The sequence below is a fragment of the Legionella sp. genome (assembly GCF_965140895.1).
In the GTDB taxonomy this organism is placed as follows: Bacteria; Pseudomonadota; Gammaproteobacteria; order Legionellales; family Legionellaceae; genus Legionella.
Genome location: NZ_CBCSKT010000010.1, coordinates 67,799 through 86,013, shown reverse-complemented (window position 1 = coordinate 86,013; position 18,215 = coordinate 67,799). Strand labels below are relative to the sequence as shown.

Here is an 18,215-nt window from a genome sequence, read left to right as displayed (position 1 = left end):
ACAAAATTAGATTCAAGCACCCTATCAGCTACTTGTTTAAAAGACTTAATTGATTGAATAAAAATGCATGTACGACTATTCAACATCTTTTAAGTCTCTGAACCAGTAACTGGATAAAGGCGCAGAGACTAACATAGAATAGTCGCAAAATTAATTAGCTATTCCTTACCACCTGCGGCACTCTTCATCTCATCATGTTCATAAATAAGTATAGGCTTTGACGAATTGTTTACGGCTCCCTCGTCAATTACAACTTTATTTACTCCTTCAAGAGAAGGTAATTCATACATGGTGTCTAAAAGAATATTTTCAAGTATCGCACGTAAACCGCGAGCACCCATTTTTCTTTCTAGTGCTTTCTTCGCAATCGCAACCAAAGCCTCATCTCTAAATTCTAGTTCAACTTCTTCCATTTTGAAAAGTGACTGGAATTGTTTAGTAAGTGCATTCTTGGGATTAGTAAGAATATCAATAAGCGCAGCTTGATCCAGTTCTTGTAGTGTAGTTATTACAGGTAATCTACCTACAAACTCAGGAATCAATCCATACTTAATCAAGTCATCAGATTCTAACTGGTTCAATACCTTCGATACTTCAATGTTAGAATCTTTTTTGTTTTTCAGTTGTGCTGAAAAGCCTATACCTGACTTATCGCTACGTTCTCTGATTACTCTATCCAAACCAGCAAATGCTCCACCACAAATAAATAGAATATTTGAAGTATCTACTTGCAAGAATTCTTGTTGCGGATGTTTACGTCCACCTTGAGGTGGAACAGAAGCAATTGTTCCTTCAATCAATTTTAATAAGGCTTGTTGTACGCCCTCACCAGAAACATCTCGGGTGATTGATGGATTATCTGATTTACGGGAAATCTTATCAATTTCATCAATGTAAACAATACCCTGCTGAGCTTTATCAACATCGTAATCGCATTTCTGCAATAACTTTTGAATAATATTTTCAACGTCTTCACCGACATATCCTGCTTCGGTTAGCGTTGTTGCATCAGCTATAGCAAAAGGAACATTCAAAATTCGAGCCAATGTTTGCGCTAGAAGAGTTTTGCCGCTACCCGTTGGACCAATCAATAAGATATTACTTTTTCCAAGTTCAACGCCATCTTCGCTTTTATGCTGCAATCGCTTGTAATGATTATACACGGCAACAGACAACACTTTTTTGGCATGAGGCTGTCCGATGACATATTCATCAAGGAATTTTGCAATCTCTTTTGGTGAGGGCAAGCGTACTTCAGCTTCTTCATGAGCTTCGTGTATTTCTTCACGAATAATATCGTTGCATAATTCAACGCATTCATCACACACAAATACAGAAGGACCAGCAATTAATTTTTTCACTTCATGCTGGCTTTTTCCACAAAAAGAACAATATAGAACCTTATCACCACTTCCATTACTGGATTTACTCATATCCAACCCCTTCTTACAGCCATTACCGGGAAATAGGTAACACATGTAAAATATTAGTCAATCAGAAAAAGATATGCCACTACAAATTAAGAACTAATTTATTTTGAGCCCCGCAATGGCACATCAGTCTCTGGTTTAAAGCTTGATTAAAACAGCTTAAATCAAGAGATCTCACTGCATATTGGGGCAACAAGTGAGAATTACAACTGCTCTGCTGAATTATTTGTTATTTCTCTATCGTAAAGTACTTTATCGATGAGGCCATATTCAGCTGCTTGCGTAGCACTCATAAAATTATCACGCTCTGTATCACGCATAATTTGATCTGGAGTCTTTTTAGTGTGCTGCGCCATAATGTTGTTTAAGCGTTCTCTTACGGCTAAGGTTTCACGAGCATGAATTTCAATATCAGTTGCCTGACCTCGATACCCACCTAAAGGTTGGTGAATCATTACACGTGAATTTGGTAGACAGAATCTCTTGCCATCAGCACCAGCACAAAGCAGTAAAGCCGCAGCACTTGCGGCTTGACCGATACATAAAGTACTGACATCAGGCTTAATAAACTGCATGGTGTCGTAAATCGCTAAACCAGCTGTTACCACACCACCAGGAGAATTAATGTAGAGAGAAATGTCTTTTTCAGGGTTTTCAGACTCAAGGAAGAGCAATTGAGCAACCACTAAATTAGCCATATGATCTTCAACTTCACCCAATAGAAAGATAATACGTTCTTTCAATAATCGTGAGTAAATGTCATAAGAACGTTCACCACGTGAAGTCTGTTCAATAACCATTGGCACCAATCCACTGGCATTGCGAATTATGTTATCTGAATATCCCGACATATAATTACTCTCCTTTTGTATTCTCAGCCTTTTTAGGATTCATCACTGAATCATAATCCATAGATTCATGCTTAATCTTAGCATCAGCTGCTATTTTATCAGCAACTACTTCTTCCATGACTAATGCTTCAATTTCAGCAAGATGTTCTTTGCTGCTTTGGTACCAAGCACGTAATTCATCAGGATTTTCGTAAGCACCAGCAAATTTCTCAATCATTGCATTCACTTTATCTTTGTCTGCGACGATTTGATGTTTCTTAACATATTCAGAGAATAGTAAACCAAGATGAACACGGCGTTTAGCTTGTTCTTCAAACAATTCTCTTGGGAAATCAGGAATCGTTTCATTTTCATGATGTTCATGGCCAAATAGACGGTGATACATATCATGTTTCAAGTGTTCGATTTCTTTGTCGATTAACGCTAATGGTAAATCAATAGCATTAACTTCCATTAGTTTATCAAATAATTTCTCTCTGTTCATCATGCTAACACGACGCTCTAACTCACGAGTCATGTTTTCTTTGATGTCTTTCTTCAGAGCGTCAACACCACCTTCCTTAATGTTAAACTTTTCAGCAAAAGCATCATTAAGTTCAGGTAGTTTGCCTTCCATAATGTTATGAACAGTAATTTTGAATACAGCTTCTTTGCCCGCTAATTCGTTGTGGCCATAATCTTCTGGGAAAGTAACTTTGATGTCGAAAGGCTTATCTTTCTTACCACCAGTAATTCCATCTTCGAAACCTGGAATCATCGCGCCAGAACCAATAACTAATTCGTGACCTTCTGCACTACCGCCATCGAATAATTTGTCATCTAAGAAACCTTGGAAGTCGATAACAACTTTATCGCCTTTTTTAACAGCACGTGAAACTTCATGCCATTCTTTGTTTTGCTCACGTAGTTTATCTAACATCTCTTCGAGATCTTTGTCAGTAACTTCTGAACGAGCTAATTCAACAGTTGCTTGATTTAATTCAGCAACTTCAAACACTGGCATTACTTCAAACGTAGCCGTGTATTTAAAATCTTTACCTTTTTCTATTTCTTCAGGCTCGATGTATGGGTAGCCTGCAGGAATTAATTCATTTTGTTGTAATGCTTCGAATAGGGTTGACTGAACCATTTCTCTAGCAACTTCTTGGCGAACGCTATCTGAGTAACGGCTGGTAACGATGTGCATAGGTACTTTGCCAGGACGGAAACCATCAACTTTAACTTTATGAGCCAGATCTTTGAGCCGCAAACTTACTTCTTCCTCAACTTTCGCTGTAGGCACAGAAATAGTTACCTTGCGCTCCAAACCGTTTAGGGTCTCAACAGAAACTTGCATCAATTCACCTCTTGGATTTTTATAATGAAATGGTGCGAAAGGAGAGACTCGAACTCTCACGGGTCACCCCGCTGGAACCTAAATCCAGTGCGTCTACCAATTCCGCCACTTTCGCAATCAGGTTGGATTATCAATCAGTAATTCGGTCTTGTAAAGACTCAGATGAATCTTTAGCGAAAAACCTTAGTTTTCATCACATGGGGTGAACGATGGGACTCGAACCCACGACAACCGGGATCACAACCCGGGGCTCTACCAACTGAGCTACGCTCACCATAACTTAGTATAAAATGCCATCAGGTGTTACTATGGGCTGGCACGCCCGGCAGGATTCGAACCTGCTACCCTCGGCTTAGAAGGCCGATGCTCTATCCAGATGAGCTACGGGCGCTTAATTTGGTCGGGGTAGAGAGATTCGAACTCCCGACATCCTGCTCCCAAAGCAGGCGCGCTACCAGACTGCGCTATACCCCGACTAACCCGTCCCGAGGACAGTGCGGACATAGTACTAACCTAAACGACTAAGGTCAATACCTAATTTCACATTTTTTTAAATATTTTAAATTACATGAACCTTACGTGGCCATATTGTATAAATCAATTCTCAACTGGTCTTTAATTTACATAAAGACCTACCCTATTGCCAAGAATTACGGTCCAAGCATGAATAGAGAGTTACATCTTAATAGTTTTTCAGATAGCATTGCTTCATTATTTATTTCATTTAAAACACCATGAAATTCAAGTTGCTTCCTCTTTTTGATACTTTAAACCATTTACATAAGAACCATGAAAATGCGGTATTACCCGATCCACAATTTCAAAATGATTTTCATTACACCTTAAACTTCTTAAAAAGCTATACCGGTAGCCAAGGAACATTTAATAGTTACCGCCGCGAGGCTGAACGTTTGTTGCAATGGTCATGGCATATAAAAGGTACTCCCCTTACTGAATTAAAACGAGATGATGTCGAACAATACATTCGCTTTTGTCAAAACCCTCCTAAAAGCTGGATAAGCTTAAAAAAGGTTCCCCGCTTTATAGAAAAAGCCGGGCAACGTATTCCCAATGAAGAATGGCGCCCATTTGTGGTTACACTGAGTAAAGCCGCGATAAAAAATGGGCACAAACCTGAAATAGAGCAATTCAGTCTATCTCAAGGTGCTACTCAAGAGATATTTGCTATATTAAGTACCTTATTTAATTTTTTAATTGCAGAAGAATATTTAGTCTCAAATCCTGTAGCACTGATTCGTCAAAAAAGTAAGTTCATTCGTAAACGTCAACAAAACACTCCTATTCGTCGCCTAAGTATTGATCAATGGAGTGCGGTACTTAATGCCGCAGAAACATTGGCTGAAGAATCACCCGAAAAACATGAGCGCACCCGCTTTATGTTAAGTATGCTCTTCGGGATGTACTTACGTATCTCCGAACTGGCAGCAAATGACCGTTGGATTCCCAGTATGAATGACTTCGCGAAAGACAGTAATGGACATTGGTGGTTTACCACTGTAGGAAAAGGGAATAAAGAACGTCAAGTTGCCGTCAGTGACGCCATGCTTGATAGCTTAATACGCTGGCGTAGTTTTCTTGGCTTAACCCCACTGCCCTCACCTGCGGATAACTCACCGCTGATTCCCAAAATCAGAGGTAATGGCCCAATGAGTGATACCGCTCCCATCCGCCGCATCATTCAACATTGTTTTGATTTGGCAGGGGAAGAACTTCGTATGAAGGGCCAACGCGAAGAGGCAGATAACCTAGCCGCTGCAACAGTGCACTGGTTGAGGCATACCGGAATATCAGAAGATGTAAAAATCCGTCCTCGTGAACACGTGCGTGACGATGCCGGCCATAGCTCAAGTGCAACTACGGATCGTTATATCGATATTGAAAAGCAAGAGCGCTATCGTTCAGCGAGAAATAAAATAATCGATCCTGTATCGACTGAAGAATTCTGAACTGCGTTAGAATTGGCGGCTTCGGCACTTACAATTTCAGGCGAAATGTTCATTTTGACTTGTAAATTCTTAAGTGGATAAGGTTGAGCAGCAGCCTTAGAATAGTCCCTATTTTTAATATGACTGTCTAAAATAGTAGTTTGAATGAAAGGATGATCCGTTGCTGCCTTATCATTCGCTCCAAGCTAAAGCTCTACAGGATTTAATGTCGTAGGTTGCTGCATACGAAAGGAATAATTTTTGTCAGGCGCGAAAGTAACTGCTTGCGCATTAGCGGAGTTTTTATAATTTGCAAATGATTTTTCTTTTTATTATTCCCTCAGAAATGAACCTGAAGCACACAGCGTATGGCTATATCACTACGTAAAATTACATTCTTCTTTTCATTTTATTAGGCTATATATTCTTATATATATGATAGAATTCTTCCTCTTCTCTTGTTGCTAATAATTAAAAATGCTAACCCTACGCCAAATCACCTTATCACGTGGCAATAAAGTATTGCTCGACAAAGCCTGCGTCACTCTTTATGAAAAACAAAAAATAGGTCTTATCGGCCATAACGGCTGCGGTAAATCGACCTTATTTGATTTTTTCTTAGGTAAGCTTATTGCAGATACGGGGGACTATTTAATTAATCCTCATCTGCGGATTAGTCACTTATCGCAGCAATTACCTGAAAGCAATGAAAAGGCGCTGGATTTTGTAGTTAGTGGTGATGAAGAATACATCAAATTATTACATCGTTTGGAAAAGGCGGAAAAAGAGGAAAATCATGTGGAGGTAGTTGTCTGTCATGAAGAGTTAAGTCACTCAGGGGGGTATAGTAAACCCGCACAAGCAGCAGCGATTATGTCTGGCTTAGGGTTTAGTAGTGAGGAACAAAATGCTTCCGTAAACAGTTTTTCAGGTGGATGGCGGATGCGTCTGAGCCTAGCGCGTTGCCTCATGAAACCCGCTGATTTGCTATTACTGGATGAGCCAACCAACCATTTAGATATGGAGGCTATTTTTTGGCTTGAGCGCTTTTTAAAGCAAAGCCCAAGCACGATTATTCTGATTTCTCACGATAGAGAATTTCTGGATGCCTTTGTTACCCATATTCTTCATATTGAAAAGCAAAGTCTGACACTTTATGGCGGTGATTACAGTTGCTTCGAAAAAACCCATGCCCAACAATTGGCCTTACAGCAAGCAATGTATGAGAAACAACAGACCAAGATTAACCATATGATGAGTTTTGTCACCCGTTTCAAAGCAAAAGCAACGAAAGCGAAGCAAGCACAAGGTCGTATCAAGGCTATAGAACGTATGGAGGTTATTGCTGCCGCTCAAGCAGACTCGCCATTTTCTTTTGATTTTTTCCCCTGCCCTCGTGCAGATAATCCCTTGATCCAATGCAATCAAGTGGATGCCGGTTATGCAAGGCAAGCTCCGATACTAAAGAAAATCAATCTATCTCTTAGTCCGGGAGATCGGATCGCCCTATTAGGTCCCAACGGTGAAGGTAAGTCTACCTTAATTAAGACGTTGACGGGTTCTTTACCCGTTTTAAATGGGACGATTCATCGCTCCGCCCATTTACAGATCGGCTATTATGCACAACATCAGTTGGAGCAATTGGACTGTAAATTAAGCCCTGTAGAAACGATCCAAGCCTTATCTCCAGAAACGCGTGAGCAAAGTATCCGGGATTTCTTAGGCGGTTTTAATTTCATGGGTGATATGGCGGTGCAACCTATTCACCATTTTTCTGGTGGAGAAAAAGCGCGTTTGGCTCTAGCAAAATTAGTTTGGCTTAAACCCAACTTATTATTGCTTGACGAACCCACCAACCATTTGGATTTAGGAATGCGCTCAGCCATCGAATTGGCACTACAAAGTTATGAAGGAGCGTTGATACTCATCTCGCATGATCGACATATGCTCAAAACCACAGTAGATAATTTCTACTTGGTTTATCAAAATAAAGTACAGCCTTTTAATGGCGACTTAGATGATTATTATACTTGGTTACAATCTAAAGATGCGGTGAAAGAAAACACCAATACCACTTCTAGTCCTGCAAGTGATTATAAAGAAAAAAAGCTATTACAAAATCGTTTAAAAAAATTAGAGCAAATGATTGAACAATACCATGGAGAACTAGAAAAATTGGATATTCAACTTGGTGATGCTAGTCTTTATGAAGACAGCACTCAACAAAATAAGTTAAATCAATTAGTGCAAAAACGTGAACAGGCTCATTCTTCATTGGCTCAGGTTGAAGAGGAATGGTTGGAAATTAGTGGGACGTTGGAAGATTTATAGTCCTCAGAAGGAACTAGCAATGAATGCTTACCAAAAATTAGAGCAGCATTTTAAAAAATACTACGATTTTGAAAATCTTGCAGCGATTGTTTCTTGGGATGAAGCAGCTATGATGCCTGTTGGCGGCGGCCCAGCACGTGCAGAAGCATTAGCAACCTTAAGCGCCATACAGCATGATTGGTTAACCGATAAAAAAGTCGGTGAATGGCTTAAACAATGCCAGGACTTAGAACTCACTCCCTGGCAACATAGGAATGTTTATTGGATTGAAAAACAATACCAACAGGCAACCTGCATCCCCTCATTGCTCGTGGAAGAAGTTACTAATAAATCATTAATTTGCTCTCAGGCATGGAGGGAATTACGAGCCAAGAATGATTGGAAAACCTTTCAACCCTATTTAAAAAAATTATTTGATAGGGTGAAAACCATCGCCGAAATCAAATCACAACTGTTTGCTAAATCGCCTATAGATGTATTAATTGATGAATACTCCCCTGGCTTAGATTGCGCCACCATTACGCCTATATTTAATTCGTTGAAGCAAGAATTACCGATTTTGATTCCTAAAATTATGGAAAAGCAAAAATCTCGTAATATAAAACCCATTCAGGGTAATTTTGCGTTCGAGAAGCAAAAGCAGTTAGGTATGGAAATTATGTCTCGCTTAGGTTTTGATTTTAATCATGGCCGATTGGATTTAAGTCATCATCCCTTCTGTGGTGGAATTTCTACTGATGTTCGCATCACCACACGCTATAAAGAACAGGAATTCCTCTCTTCACTTATGGCAATTACTCATGAAACTGGACATGCCTTGTATGAGCAAGGATTGTTAAAAGAGTGGCTGACTCAACCGGTTGGACATTCCTTGGGTATGGCGGTGCATGAAAGCCAATCCTTATTTATGGAAATGCAAATTTGTCGCAGCTTAGAATTTATGGGTTTCTTAATGCCTTTGACGAAAGATTATTTTGGCGAGACACAAAATCTTACTGAAGAAAATCTGTTTTATCATTATACCCAAGTGAAGCCTGATTTTATTCGTGTTGATGCCGATGAAGTGACTTATCCTTTACATATCATCCTACGCTATGAAATAGAACAGCAGTTATTCGCTGGTGATATTACGATTGATGATTTGCCTGAGATATGGGATTGCTATATGCAAAGGTATCTAGGTCTATCAACTAAAGATAATGATACAAATGGAGTTATGCAGGATGTACACTGGCCTTCAGGAATTTTTGGCTACTTCCCTGCTTATACCTTAGGAGCATTAATTGCGGCACAGTTATTTTCATCAGTAAAAAGAGCAATTCCTAATATTAAACAACAGATTGCGCAAGGTGATTTTAAAGCTTTATTACTGTGGTTAAGAGAGAATATCCATCAAAAAGCCAGGTTATTGCCTTATCAGGAGTTATTACGCCAGGCAACCGGTGAAGAACTTAATCCGCAGCATTATTTAACGCATATTCGTGAACGATATTTATAATAATGTAGCCTGATTGCGCTCTTGGTTGCATCTAGACGTGCGTAGGTCAGGGCCATGGGCCCGAACCTTACTTAGCTCTGGATTTCAATTGCTCCAGCATCAGTTTTGCGGCTATTTGCTCTGCCTTGCGGCGGTTTGGACCTTGACCATGGGTTATTTGCTTTGCCTTATCAACAGTACACGCCACATAAAATATTTGATCATGCTCTTCCCCTTCAACTTTCGTCAAAACATATTCAGGAAGCGCCAATTTTTCAGCTTGCAGGTATTCTTGAAGTTGGGTTTTGGAATCTTTTAAACAATCGTTCAAATTAGGATCTTCGAGCCGAGACTTATATAGCTGTAAAATCACCTCTTTAGCAGCATCCACACCACCATCAAAAAAGATGGCTGCAAAGACCGCTTCTAAGGCATCAGAAAGAATAGAAGCGCGGCGAAATCCACCGCTTTTTAATTCGCCTTGACCTAAATAGAGATAATCGCCTAAATCCAGTTCACGGGCAATTTCAACCAACATATCACCGCGAACCAAAAAAGAGCGCAAACGACTGAGCTGCCCTTCACTTTGTTGTGGAAAGCGATGGAATAACTCATTAGCAATCACAAAGCTTAAAATAGAATCGCCTAAAAACTCAAAACGTTCATAGTTGTCACTACCAACACTACAATGTGTCAATGCCTGCTTCAAATAAGCTTGGTTGCTAAATTGATAATTTAAACGCCTGCATAATCTTTCTAAATTAATTTTCACTACCGGCTATACCTCTTAATGAATCATTTTACCTATGTTAGACCAACGCACTGTACCCGTTTTACTGTCCCAGCTCATCCAGACTAAAAAGGCTTTCCCTCTAAAATAAGAACTAGGAACAAAGCCCCAGAAACGACTGTCTGCGCTGTCGTCTCGGTTATCGCCCATCATAAAATAACTTCCTTCAGGAACTACGATGTCAAAGTCTGTTGCAGGAACATCCGTGCGGACAAAAACATTATGTACCACCCCATTTAAATCTTCTGTGTATTTCGATACAGGCTTACCTGAGCTTTCATCAATAGTATATTCAATAAAAGTTTGCTTTGCCTCTTTACCATTAATAGTCAATACCTTGTTGTGATAACTAATTCGATCACCGGGAACACCAATAACTCGTTTAATGTAATCATAAGAAGGATCGGGCGGCCAACGAAATACAGCTACCTCACCTGTTTTAGGATCAGCAACCGACACTATCTTTTTTTCTATAACAGGTAATTTAAAACCATAAGCAAATTTATTTACAGCAACAAAATCCCCTACTAATAATGTTGGTTCTAATGATCCGGAAGGAATACGAAATGGTTCAATAAGGAAAGAACGTAGAATCAACACTACAAAAAATACTGGGAAGAACGAGCGTGCGTATTCAATAATCTTATTTGGCTTTTGATCAGGAGTACGTTTTTTAGCCCAAAAGACGATATCTAATAGGTAAATTAACCCGCTGATAAATGATAATATAACTAATATTAAAGCAAAATTCATAAATCACATCCTATAAATTGTAGGTTAGGCCATAAGCCTACCTACAAGTCATTGCAAAATTTCCTTAATTTTCCAATACCATTACTTTTTATCTGTTTGGAATACCGCCATAAACGCTTCTTGAGGTATCTCGACATGACCAACCTGCTTCATGCGCTTTTTACCTGCCTTTTGCTTCTCTAACAATTTACGCTTACGTGATACGTCACCACCATAACATTTTGCCGTTACATTTTTACGTAAGGCTTTAACAGTTTGGCGTGCAATAATATGGCTTCCTAAGGCGGCCTGAATTGCTACATCAAACATTTGCCTTGGGATCAAATCTTTCATTTTTTCAGCAATTATTTTTCCACGACTGTGTGATGAAGAGCGATGGACAATAACAGAAAGCGCATCAACACGCTCGCTATTAATCAAAATATCCATTTTTACCAAGTCAGCTTCCTGGAAGCGTAAAAAATTATAATCCAAAGAAGCGTAACCACGACTAACTGATTTCAAGCGGTCAAAAAAGTCAGAAACCACTTCACTCATCGGTATATCATAAGTAATGGAAACCTGACGACCACTATAAGTCATGTTGACTTGCACACCACGACGCTCAATACATAAATTAATGATTGACCCTAAATAATCTTGGGGCACTAAAATATTAGCCCGCACAATAGGCTCATACATTTCTTTAATTTGTGGTAATGGTGGTAAATGCGATGGGTTATCAATTAATAAGGTTTCCCCTTTTTGGGTAATAATTTGATAAACCACTGTAGGTGCAGTTGAAATTAAATCAAGATTATATTCACGCTCTAAACGCTCTTGAATAATTTCCATATGCAGCATACCTAAAAAACCACAACGGAAACCAAAACCTAAGGCTTCTGAAGACTCAGGTTCATAAAATAAAGAAGCATCGTTCAGACTTAATTTAGCCAAAGCTTCGCGGAAAGCTTCAAAATCATCAGCACTAATTGGGAACAACCCTGCGTATACCTGAGGTTTAACACGTTGGAATCCAGGCAAAACACTAGTCGCCTGATTTTTTTCCAAGGTTAAGGTATCCCCAACTGGAGCCCCTTGAATTTCTTTAATACCAGCGACAACATAACCTACTTCACCAGCGTTTAACGAGTCTAATTTGGTACGTTTAGGAGTAAAGATACCGACTTGGTCCACTTCATAAGAACGTCCAGTAGACATCACGCGCATCTTATCGCCTTTGCGAATGGAACCATTCACAATACGTACCAAGGAAACCACACCCAGATAACTATCAAACCATGAGTCAATGATCAGTGCTTGCAATGGCTCATCGATATTACCCTCTGGTGGAGGAATATTAGCAACTAAGGCTTCCAACACATCGTCAACACCCAAACCACTTTTAGCGCTAGCACGTATAGCATCATGGGCATCTACACCGATAATATCTTCAATTTCAGCGATCACACGCTCAGGTTCAGCCTGAGGCAAGTCGATTTTATTTAATACGGGTAATACCGTTAAAGACTGATCAATCGCAGTGTAACATACAGCTACCGTCTGTGCTTCAACCCCTTGAGCCGCATCGACTACCAGGAGTGCACCCTCACAAGCAGCTAATGAACGCGATACCTCATAGCTAAAATCTACGTGTCCAGGGGTATCAATAAAGTTCAGTAGGTAAGTCTTACCGTCTTGGGCTTTATAATTTAATGAAACACACTGAGCCTTAATGGTGATACCGCGCTCACGCTCAATATCCATGGAATCAAGTACTTGCGCACTCATTTCACGCTCAGTTAAGCCACCACACACTTGAATAAATCGATCTGCTAAAGTCGATTTTCCATGGTCAATATGGGCAATAATTGAAAAATTGCGAATCCGCTTTAAATCACTCAATTCAGCTAACCTTTTTTGCAAATAGCGCATTTTAGCTTAAATACGCGTCAGCTTAAAGTCATTACAAAAATTTGCTAATATTCGACTTTTTTAATAGAATTTTTTTCTTCCGCTTCAACATAGATGAGATTTACAATGCAACGAATAATCAGACTGGGTTTTACCGCGTTAATGCTCGCTCTTTTTTCCTTTGCGTCGTATGCAATAGACACCGCCTTCACCAAACGTAAAGATGTACAGCAATTTATTCAAGAAATGGTTAAAAAACACCATTTTAATGCCAGACAACTAACCGCCACGATGAATCAAGTCAAGTTGCAACCGCAAATTATAGAATCGATGGAAAAACCTTATGAAAAGAAAAATTGGGATGTTTACCGCGATATCTTCTTAACCCCTACTCGCGTAAAAGGCGGTGTGGATTATTGGGCAGCAAATAGAACGACCTTAGAAAAAGCCCAAAAAAAATATGGCGTCCCAGCGGAAATTATCGTCGCAATTTTGGGTGTAGAAACTTTATATGGTGAACGTCAAGGGGATCACAGAGTACTCGATGCCTTAGCCACTTTAGCCTTTGACTATCCTAAACGTAGCCGATACTTCAAACATGAATTAAAAGAATATTTACTACTTTGCCGTGAACATAATCTTCCGGCAACTCAATATAAAGGTTCTTATGCGGGTGCAATAGGTCAGCCCCAATTTATGCCTAGCAGCTACCGAAATTTTGCGGTTGACTTCAAAAATAAAGGCAAACGTGATTTAGTGAATAATAATGACGATGCCATTGCAAGTATCGCTAATTATTTCAAGGCTCATGGCTGGCAAACAAATGCTGGTGTGGCACAACATGCAAAACTGGTAGGAACACGTTACAAAAACATGCAAATAAACCCCAGAACTGCGAATTATAACTATTCACAATTAGCAGCAAATGGTGTAAAACCATTAACTTCAGCACATAATCATCCAGCACGTGCAGCACTGATGGAGTTAGTTACAGCTCAAGGCAATGAATACTGGATTGCCTATCCAAACTTCTTTGTAATTACCCGCTATAACTCAAGTCCGCAATATGCGCTGGTAGTTTATTTATTATCACAACAATTAAAACAACAATGGGTAGCAATGAACGCAAAAAAGCATAGAGCTTATTCATAGTGGATACATTATTCTTATTCACTAAGCATCTTAATGACAAAGGATGTCTTTGCTTAAAACTTGATGCAGATGGGGTTACACATACCCCACCTGCCCAACGCAGTTTTACAGAAATCCAAACTTTACAACCAGACTGTAGCACAGTCGTAATTGAAAGCTGCGCTAATGCCAGTCTTTTAACTATTGAACTACCCTGGCTTCCTGATCGAAAAGCGCGTATAGCCATTCCTTATGCCCTAGAAGATAAATTAGCCCAATCCCTTGATGAACTACATTTTGCCTTTGATAAAGCAAGATATCAAAACAACCACTATCTGATTACCGCCATAAGCAAGCAGCGAATGCATTATATTATGAGCTTGCTGACGGAAAAAAATATTGAATTTACTGCAATTACTTTAGATTGGTTTGCATTAGAGTCAGGAGAACTCTGTATTAGCGAACGTGACGTACTCGTTAACGCAGATGATTTTAGGGGAGAACTTTCTGGTGATTTAGCCGATAGTTATATAAAAAAACATCCGCTTTATCGCCCCCTACTGTTTACCGACAGCCTCATTAGCGTCGAGTTGGAGACCGAAAAGAAACCAGAGACTTCTTATGAGTGGATTGCAAAAAGAACATTAAATGCCAAATTAATGAATCTTTGCCAAGGCGAAATGCAACATGGCAGCAAGTCTGATTGGATTAAAAAAGGCTATCAACTTGCAGGCGCTTTATTTTGTTTTTGGCTGGTGTCATTGATCTTGGTAAATGCAATTAATCTTTATTTTGTAAATAAACAAACAACACAAATAGATCAACAGATTGCGGAAATTTATCATGGTTTTTTTCCTGATGCCAAACAGGTTATTAGTCCTAAATTTCGTATTATGCAGTTGCTAAAGAGCAACAATAACGAAGGACAGACTCGTTTTTGGTTTTTACTCAACCAATTTTCCAAGGTCATGGACAGCGAGCAATTTACCTTGGAACAATTTCGTTATCAAAATAAAATCCTATCCGTTACCCTAATCAGCCCTGATTTTGCTAAGTTAGAAAAACTGGAAAACCAATTGAAACAATCACAACTAAATGTCAAACAGACACAAGCATCAACTCATGAACAACAAGTTGTTGCAACCCTGGAGTTATCATGAGAGCTTATTTAAGTACGCTTAATGAGCGAGAAAGATCGATGGTTATTGGTGCCGCAATCTGCCTTGTTCTCTACTGTTATTACATATTTTTGTATGCCCCATTAAGCCGCCAGGTCAACCAAAAATCCACGCAATTGGTTGAGAAAATAACGACATTGGATTGGATGAAAAAAGTTAAGGGACAAAACCTGAAGCCAAAGAGCAAAGAAGCTGTCGATAACAGCCAGTTGCTCACTATTTTAGCGACACAGCTTAAAGAGCACACCTTGCAAAAATTTCCTTATCAATTGCAGCAGACTGGAGCGGGGGATATTCAGCTGACTTTTGAAACAGTACCATTTAATTTATTTGTTACTTGGTTAACCAAAATTAATGAACGATATGCGCTTACCATTAAGCAATTTAATGCAGAAAAAACGCCTATTGCAGGCGTAGCTCGCGTGATGATTTTGGTGAGTGCGGCTTAACTTCAGGATTATATTTATAAATTGTAGGTTGGGCCCAACCTACACATCTTGCCCCCCTCTATGACACAGCAAGCAACATAAGGCCACGAATGCTAATACGCAACATAATAGAATCCCGAATGAGAATTCAATCCCGGATTATATAGTAGTACTTGATTATTGCTGCACACTACCCCAGCTTTTTACTGTAGCCCCATTACGAAGATCCGCAGGTAAAGCACTCAAAGCTTTTTGTGCATCAGCTGCATCCTTGTAAGAGCCATATACCCCAGTGTAATATTCTTTTCCGTTACGTTGATATTTTACTTGAGCCATTCGATTTTGCTTAGGCGCTTTATAAAGAACTTGCGCCACTTTTGAAGCCTTCTCTCCATTAGCTAATTCAATAGTGTAACTTTGGGGGCTTTGATTACGCACCCACTCTTCATCACGTTCATGGAATGAAACTGGAGTGCGCATATCACCAACATGATATGAATCAGGCACAATCACATCACGTGAAGGCCGGATCGAATAATTGTATTTGTAATTAGAACCGGAATTTCCATAATTACTTTGCATATAGAGCTGGCTGTTATCATAACTAGCGTACGCAGGATAATACAAATTCTCACTGGTTTGATTGTCTACCAGAGTGCACGCAGACATACTTAAAACACTTAACCCGACGATGGTGAATTTAATATTATTATTCATTATTATTCCCCTGGTTATCAGCTTTCTTATTAGTTGTTATCTTCCAAAGCCGGAAAAACTTTAGAAAAAAACGCTTCGTGCCAATTTTTCAGCGTGGTACTTATCTTAAGTGAAAGATGAGCAAACCCTTGTTTCAACTAATAGTATGGCTTACAGTTACTGTTTTATCATTTTCACGGCAAGATTTATGTGGACGCATCGACGCTCAGGACAAACAAACCAACGAGGAACCAACGATCATCGAGATCCTTATGAACGAGATAGAACTCGTGTTATTCATTGTCCTGCTTTTCGAAGATTACAAAGAAAAACGCAAATTTTAGGAACTGATGAAGGAGATTTCCATCGCACTCGCCTTACTCATTCGCTAGAAGTCGATTCGATTGGCCGAAGCATCGTTCGCAACCTATCGATTAACCAGGAAAAATACTCATTAGTAAGCGGGCTTCTGCCTAACGATGATTTAATTTCCGTTATTTGTTTACTGCACGACATTGGCCATCCTCCCTTTGGGCATGGTGGTGAGGTTGCATTAAATTACATGATGCGTAATTACGGTGGTTTTGAAGGAAATGGACAAACGCTGCGCTTATTAACTAAAGTGGAAAGCAGCTATGGTGCTTTTGGTCTGGATTTAACGCGTCGTGCATTGCTTGGTGTTTTAAAATACCCTGTACAACGCTCTAAAATTATTGCTCCCGAACAACCACCTGTTCATGAGTCGATTCATAAAACCATCAAGATAAATGATTGGCTTCCTCCTAAAGCTTATTTTGATTGTGAACAGCCTGAAGTCGATTGGTTATTAGCGCCCTTTTCAGCGACTGACCGTGAATTATTCCAATCCCTGTCTGTAGAACCTAGTGGAACTAAAGTAGGTAAAGCGGCTTATCATAGTTTTGACTGCTCCATTATGGATACCGCAGATGATATTGCCTATGGGGTTCATGATCTAGAAGATGCCATTCATCTGCGTCTGATTAATCCTTCGCACTTGGATACTCCTGAATTTAGAGGATTATTGAAGAAGACCTCGCTTGCAAATCATCAGGATCGACTTATTAATTCTCTATTTTCTAATGATCCGTATTTAAGAAAACAAACCATTGGGGAAATGGTGAATTATTTTATTACCTCAACCCAAATTATCGTAACTCATGAAGGCTTTGAGAATAATTTATTAAAATATAATCTGGCCTTAATTCCTGAAGCAGCGGCCCTATTAAAGCATTTAATGCACTGTATTTATGATAATGTAATTGACTCTCAAGAGGCACGCACCTTTGAATATGGTGGTCAAACTGTGGTGTTGCGTTTGTTTGATGCGATTAGCTCAAATCCGGGAAGCCTGCTAGATAATAAAAATCGTTTGTTATTTAAACAAGCAAAAGACGAAATGGAAGCTTATCGAGTGGTCTGTGATTATCTGGCGAACATGACTGATGAATACGCTTATCGCATGCATGAACGTCTTTTTGGGTTTAATACACGTACAATTTTTGAGCGTTTATAGCTATAGGTGGATTGGGTCCCTTGCCGAACAATGCATCGAGTTACAACCAGGCCCCTTGTTGGGCCATGGCCCCAATCCACAAATAAACCGTGACACCGCTATGTTTGGGATAAACACGAACCCCAATAAATTCGCAGTAAAAAGTAAGATACATCTGGATACCGTGATCAAGCTGCGATAATTCGGATTTTTTTACAAACCTGGGTAGCAAATCAGACGCATAAAATACGAATTAGTCTTAAGTTCTTCATCCCAAAAAAAATAAAGAGCTGTCTCAAAAGATATAATATTGATAAAAATAAATTTATTGTGTTAATTTGAAATAAGACAAGAAAAATGCCTAAAATGTGGCGTCCCCAAGGGGGTTCGAACCCCTGTTCTCGCCGTGAAAGGGCGATGTCCTAGGCCGCTAGACGATGGGGACCTAGATTTTTTATTCTA

14 protein-coding genes and 5 tRNA genes are annotated in these 18,215 nt (G+C 39.5%); 7 read left to right on the top strand and 12 right to left on the bottom strand.

Annotation, left to right across the window (positions count from 1 at the left end):
* Positions 1–158 precede the first annotated feature (158 nt).
* The 7 genes from clpX to ACQY7T_RS01505 form a co-directional block, all read right to left on the bottom strand.
* A complete protein-coding gene (gene clpX / locus ACQY7T_RS01535) occupies positions 159–1,433 on the bottom strand; it encodes an ATP-dependent Clp protease ATP-binding subunit ClpX (protein WP_428410966.1) in 1,275 nt (424 codons plus the stop codon).
* Between the two features lie 200 nt (positions 1,434–1,633).
* The gene (clpP, locus tag ACQY7T_RS01530) at positions 1,634–2,281 is read right to left on the bottom strand and encodes an ATP-dependent Clp endopeptidase proteolytic subunit ClpP (protein ID WP_252579283.1); all 648 of its coding nucleotides are present in this window, start codon (positions 2,279–2,281) and stop codon (positions 1,634–1,636) included.
* Between the two features lie 4 nt (positions 2,282–2,285).
* Positions 2,286–3,617 (bottom strand): trigger factor, encoded by a 1,332-nt coding sequence (tig, locus tag ACQY7T_RS01525; protein ID WP_428410965.1) that lies wholly within the window; start codon positions 3,615–3,617, stop codon positions 2,286–2,288.
* Between the two features lie 30 nt (positions 3,618–3,647).
* A tRNA-Leu gene (locus tag ACQY7T_RS01520) sits at positions 3,648–3,732 on the bottom strand.
* 83 nt (positions 3,733–3,815) lie between these two features.
* Positions 3,816–3,891: transfer RNA gene (locus ACQY7T_RS01515), tRNA-His, on the bottom strand.
* A gap of 40 nt (positions 3,892–3,931) precedes the next feature.
* Positions 3,932–4,008, bottom strand: a tRNA-Arg gene (locus ACQY7T_RS01510).
* A 6-nt stretch (positions 4,009–4,014) separates the two neighbouring features.
* Positions 4,015–4,091: transfer RNA gene (locus ACQY7T_RS01505), tRNA-Pro, on the bottom strand.
* 260 nt (positions 4,092–4,351) lie between these two features.
* Between ACQY7T_RS01505 and ACQY7T_RS01500 the strand changes: the two genes are divergently transcribed.
* The 3 genes from ACQY7T_RS01500 to ACQY7T_RS01490 all read left to right on the top strand — a co-directional run bounded on the left by ACQY7T_RS01500 (position 4,352) and on the right by ACQY7T_RS01490 (position 9,392).
* Positions 4,352–5,584 carry a tyrosine-type recombinase/integrase gene (locus ACQY7T_RS01500; protein ID WP_428410964.1) on the top strand — a complete coding sequence of 411 codons (1,233 nt, stop codon included), beginning with the start codon at positions 4,352–4,354 and terminating at the stop codon, positions 5,582–5,584.
* Positions 5,585–6,040: 456 nt separating this feature from the next.
* The gene (locus ACQY7T_RS01495) at positions 6,041–7,894 is read left to right on the top strand and encodes an ABC-F family ATP-binding cassette domain-containing protein (protein WP_428410963.1); all 1,854 of its coding nucleotides are present in this window, start codon (positions 6,041–6,043) and stop codon (positions 7,892–7,894) included.
* Positions 7,895–7,913: 19 nt separating this feature from the next.
* Positions 7,914–9,392 (top strand): carboxypeptidase M32, encoded by a 1,479-nt coding sequence (locus ACQY7T_RS01490; protein ID WP_428410962.1) that lies wholly within the window; start codon positions 7,914–7,916, stop codon positions 9,390–9,392.
* A gap of 67 nt (positions 9,393–9,459) precedes the next feature.
* Here the strand turns inward: ACQY7T_RS01490 and rnc are convergent, their stop codons facing one another.
* The 3 genes from rnc to lepA form a co-directional block, all read right to left on the bottom strand.
* On the bottom strand, positions 9,460–10,143 hold the full coding sequence (gene rnc / locus ACQY7T_RS01485; RefSeq protein ID WP_428410961.1) for a ribonuclease III: 684 nt from the start codon (positions 10,141–10,143) through the stop codon (positions 9,460–9,462).
* A 15-nt stretch (positions 10,144–10,158) separates the two neighbouring features.
* Entirely contained in the window at positions 10,159–10,914 is a 756-nt protein-coding gene (lepB, locus tag ACQY7T_RS01480) for a signal peptidase I (protein WP_428410960.1), read from the bottom strand.
* Between the two features lie 81 nt (positions 10,915–10,995).
* Entirely contained in the window at positions 10,996–12,828 is a 1,833-nt protein-coding gene (lepA, locus tag ACQY7T_RS01475; RefSeq protein WP_428410959.1) for a translation elongation factor 4, read from the bottom strand.
* Positions 12,829–12,933: 105 nt separating this feature from the next.
* Between lepA and mltB the strand changes: the two genes are divergently transcribed.
* Genes mltB through lspM form a run of 3 tightly spaced genes read left to right on the top strand, consistent with a single transcriptional unit; the run spans position 12,934 to position 15,565 of the window.
* Positions 12,934–13,959: a lytic murein transglycosylase B gene (mltB, locus tag ACQY7T_RS01470; RefSeq protein WP_428410958.1), complete on the top strand. Its 1,026-nt coding sequence runs from the start codon at positions 12,934–12,936 to the stop codon at positions 13,957–13,959.
* A complete protein-coding gene (gene gspL / locus ACQY7T_RS01465) occupies positions 13,959–15,098 on the top strand; it encodes a type II secretion system protein GspL (protein ID WP_428410957.1) in 1,140 nt (379 codons plus the stop codon). The genes mltB and gspL overlap by 1 nt, the downstream gene beginning before the upstream one ends.
* Positions 15,095–15,565, top strand: coding sequence for a GspM family type II secretion system protein LspM (lspM, locus tag ACQY7T_RS01460; protein ID WP_428410956.1), 471 nt, complete (start codon positions 15,095–15,097; stop codon positions 15,563–15,565). The genes gspL and lspM overlap by 4 nt, the downstream gene beginning before the upstream one ends.
* A 156-nt stretch (positions 15,566–15,721) precedes the next feature.
* On the opposite strand, the gene ACQY7T_RS01455 is transcribed toward lspM, so the two are convergent.
* Positions 15,722–16,261, bottom strand: coding sequence for an SPOR domain-containing protein (locus ACQY7T_RS01455; RefSeq protein WP_428410955.1), 540 nt, complete (start codon positions 16,259–16,261; stop codon positions 15,722–15,724).
* Between the two features lie 187 nt (positions 16,262–16,448).
* On the opposite strand from ACQY7T_RS01455, the gene ACQY7T_RS01450 reads away from it, so the two are divergent.
* The gene (locus ACQY7T_RS01450; RefSeq protein ID WP_428410954.1) at positions 16,449–17,774 is read left to right on the top strand and encodes an anti-phage deoxyguanosine triphosphatase; all 1,326 of its coding nucleotides are present in this window, start codon (positions 16,449–16,451) and stop codon (positions 17,772–17,774) included.
* A 348-nt stretch (positions 17,775–18,122) separates the two neighbouring features.
* Here the strand turns inward: ACQY7T_RS01450 and ACQY7T_RS01445 are convergent.
* A tRNA-Glu gene (locus ACQY7T_RS01445) sits at positions 18,123–18,198 on the bottom strand.
* Between the last annotated feature and the right edge of the window lie 17 nt (positions 18,199–18,215).

Excerpts from the sequence above, each read along its gene's own strand:
- ACQY7T_RS01495 (WP_428410963.1), top strand. The coding sequence starts at position 6,041 with ATGCTAACCCTACGCCAAATCACCTTATCACGTGGCAATAAAGTATTG.
- ACQY7T_RS01500 (WP_428410964.1), top strand. The coding sequence starts at position 4,352 with ATGAAATTCAAGTTGCTTCCTCTTTTTGATACTTTAAACCATTTACAT.
- tig (WP_428410965.1), bottom strand. The coding sequence starts at position 3,617 with ATGCAAGTTTCTGTTGAGACCCTAAACGGTTTGGAGCGCAAGGTAACT.
- lspM (WP_428410956.1), top strand. The coding sequence starts at position 15,095 with ATGAGAGCTTATTTAAGTACGCTTAATGAGCGAGAAAGATCGATGGTT.
- ACQY7T_RS01450 (WP_428410954.1), top strand. The coding sequence starts at position 16,449 with ATGTGGACGCATCGACGCTCAGGACAAACAAACCAACGAGGAACCAAC.
- clpP (WP_252579283.1), bottom strand. The coding sequence starts at position 2,281 with ATGTCGGGATATTCAGATAACATAATTCGCAATGCCAGTGGATTGGTG.
- mltB (WP_428410958.1), top strand. The coding sequence starts at position 12,934 with ATGCAACGAATAATCAGACTGGGTTTTACCGCGTTAATGCTCGCTCTT.
- lepA (WP_428410959.1), bottom strand. The coding sequence starts at position 12,828 with ATGCGCTATTTGCAAAAAAGGTTAGCTGAATTGAGTGATTTAAAGCGG.
- ACQY7T_RS01455 (WP_428410955.1), bottom strand. The coding sequence starts at position 16,261 with ATGAATAATAATATTAAATTCACCATCGTCGGGTTAAGTGTTTTAAGT.
- lepB (WP_428410960.1), bottom strand. The coding sequence starts at position 10,914 with ATGAATTTTGCTTTAATATTAGTTATATTATCATTTATCAGCGGGTTA.
- ACQY7T_RS01490 (WP_428410962.1), top strand. The coding sequence starts at position 7,914 with ATGAATGCTTACCAAAAATTAGAGCAGCATTTTAAAAAATACTACGAT.
- clpX (WP_428410966.1), bottom strand. The coding sequence starts at position 1,433 with ATGAGTAAATCCAGTAATGGAAGTGGTGATAAGGTTCTATATTGTTCT.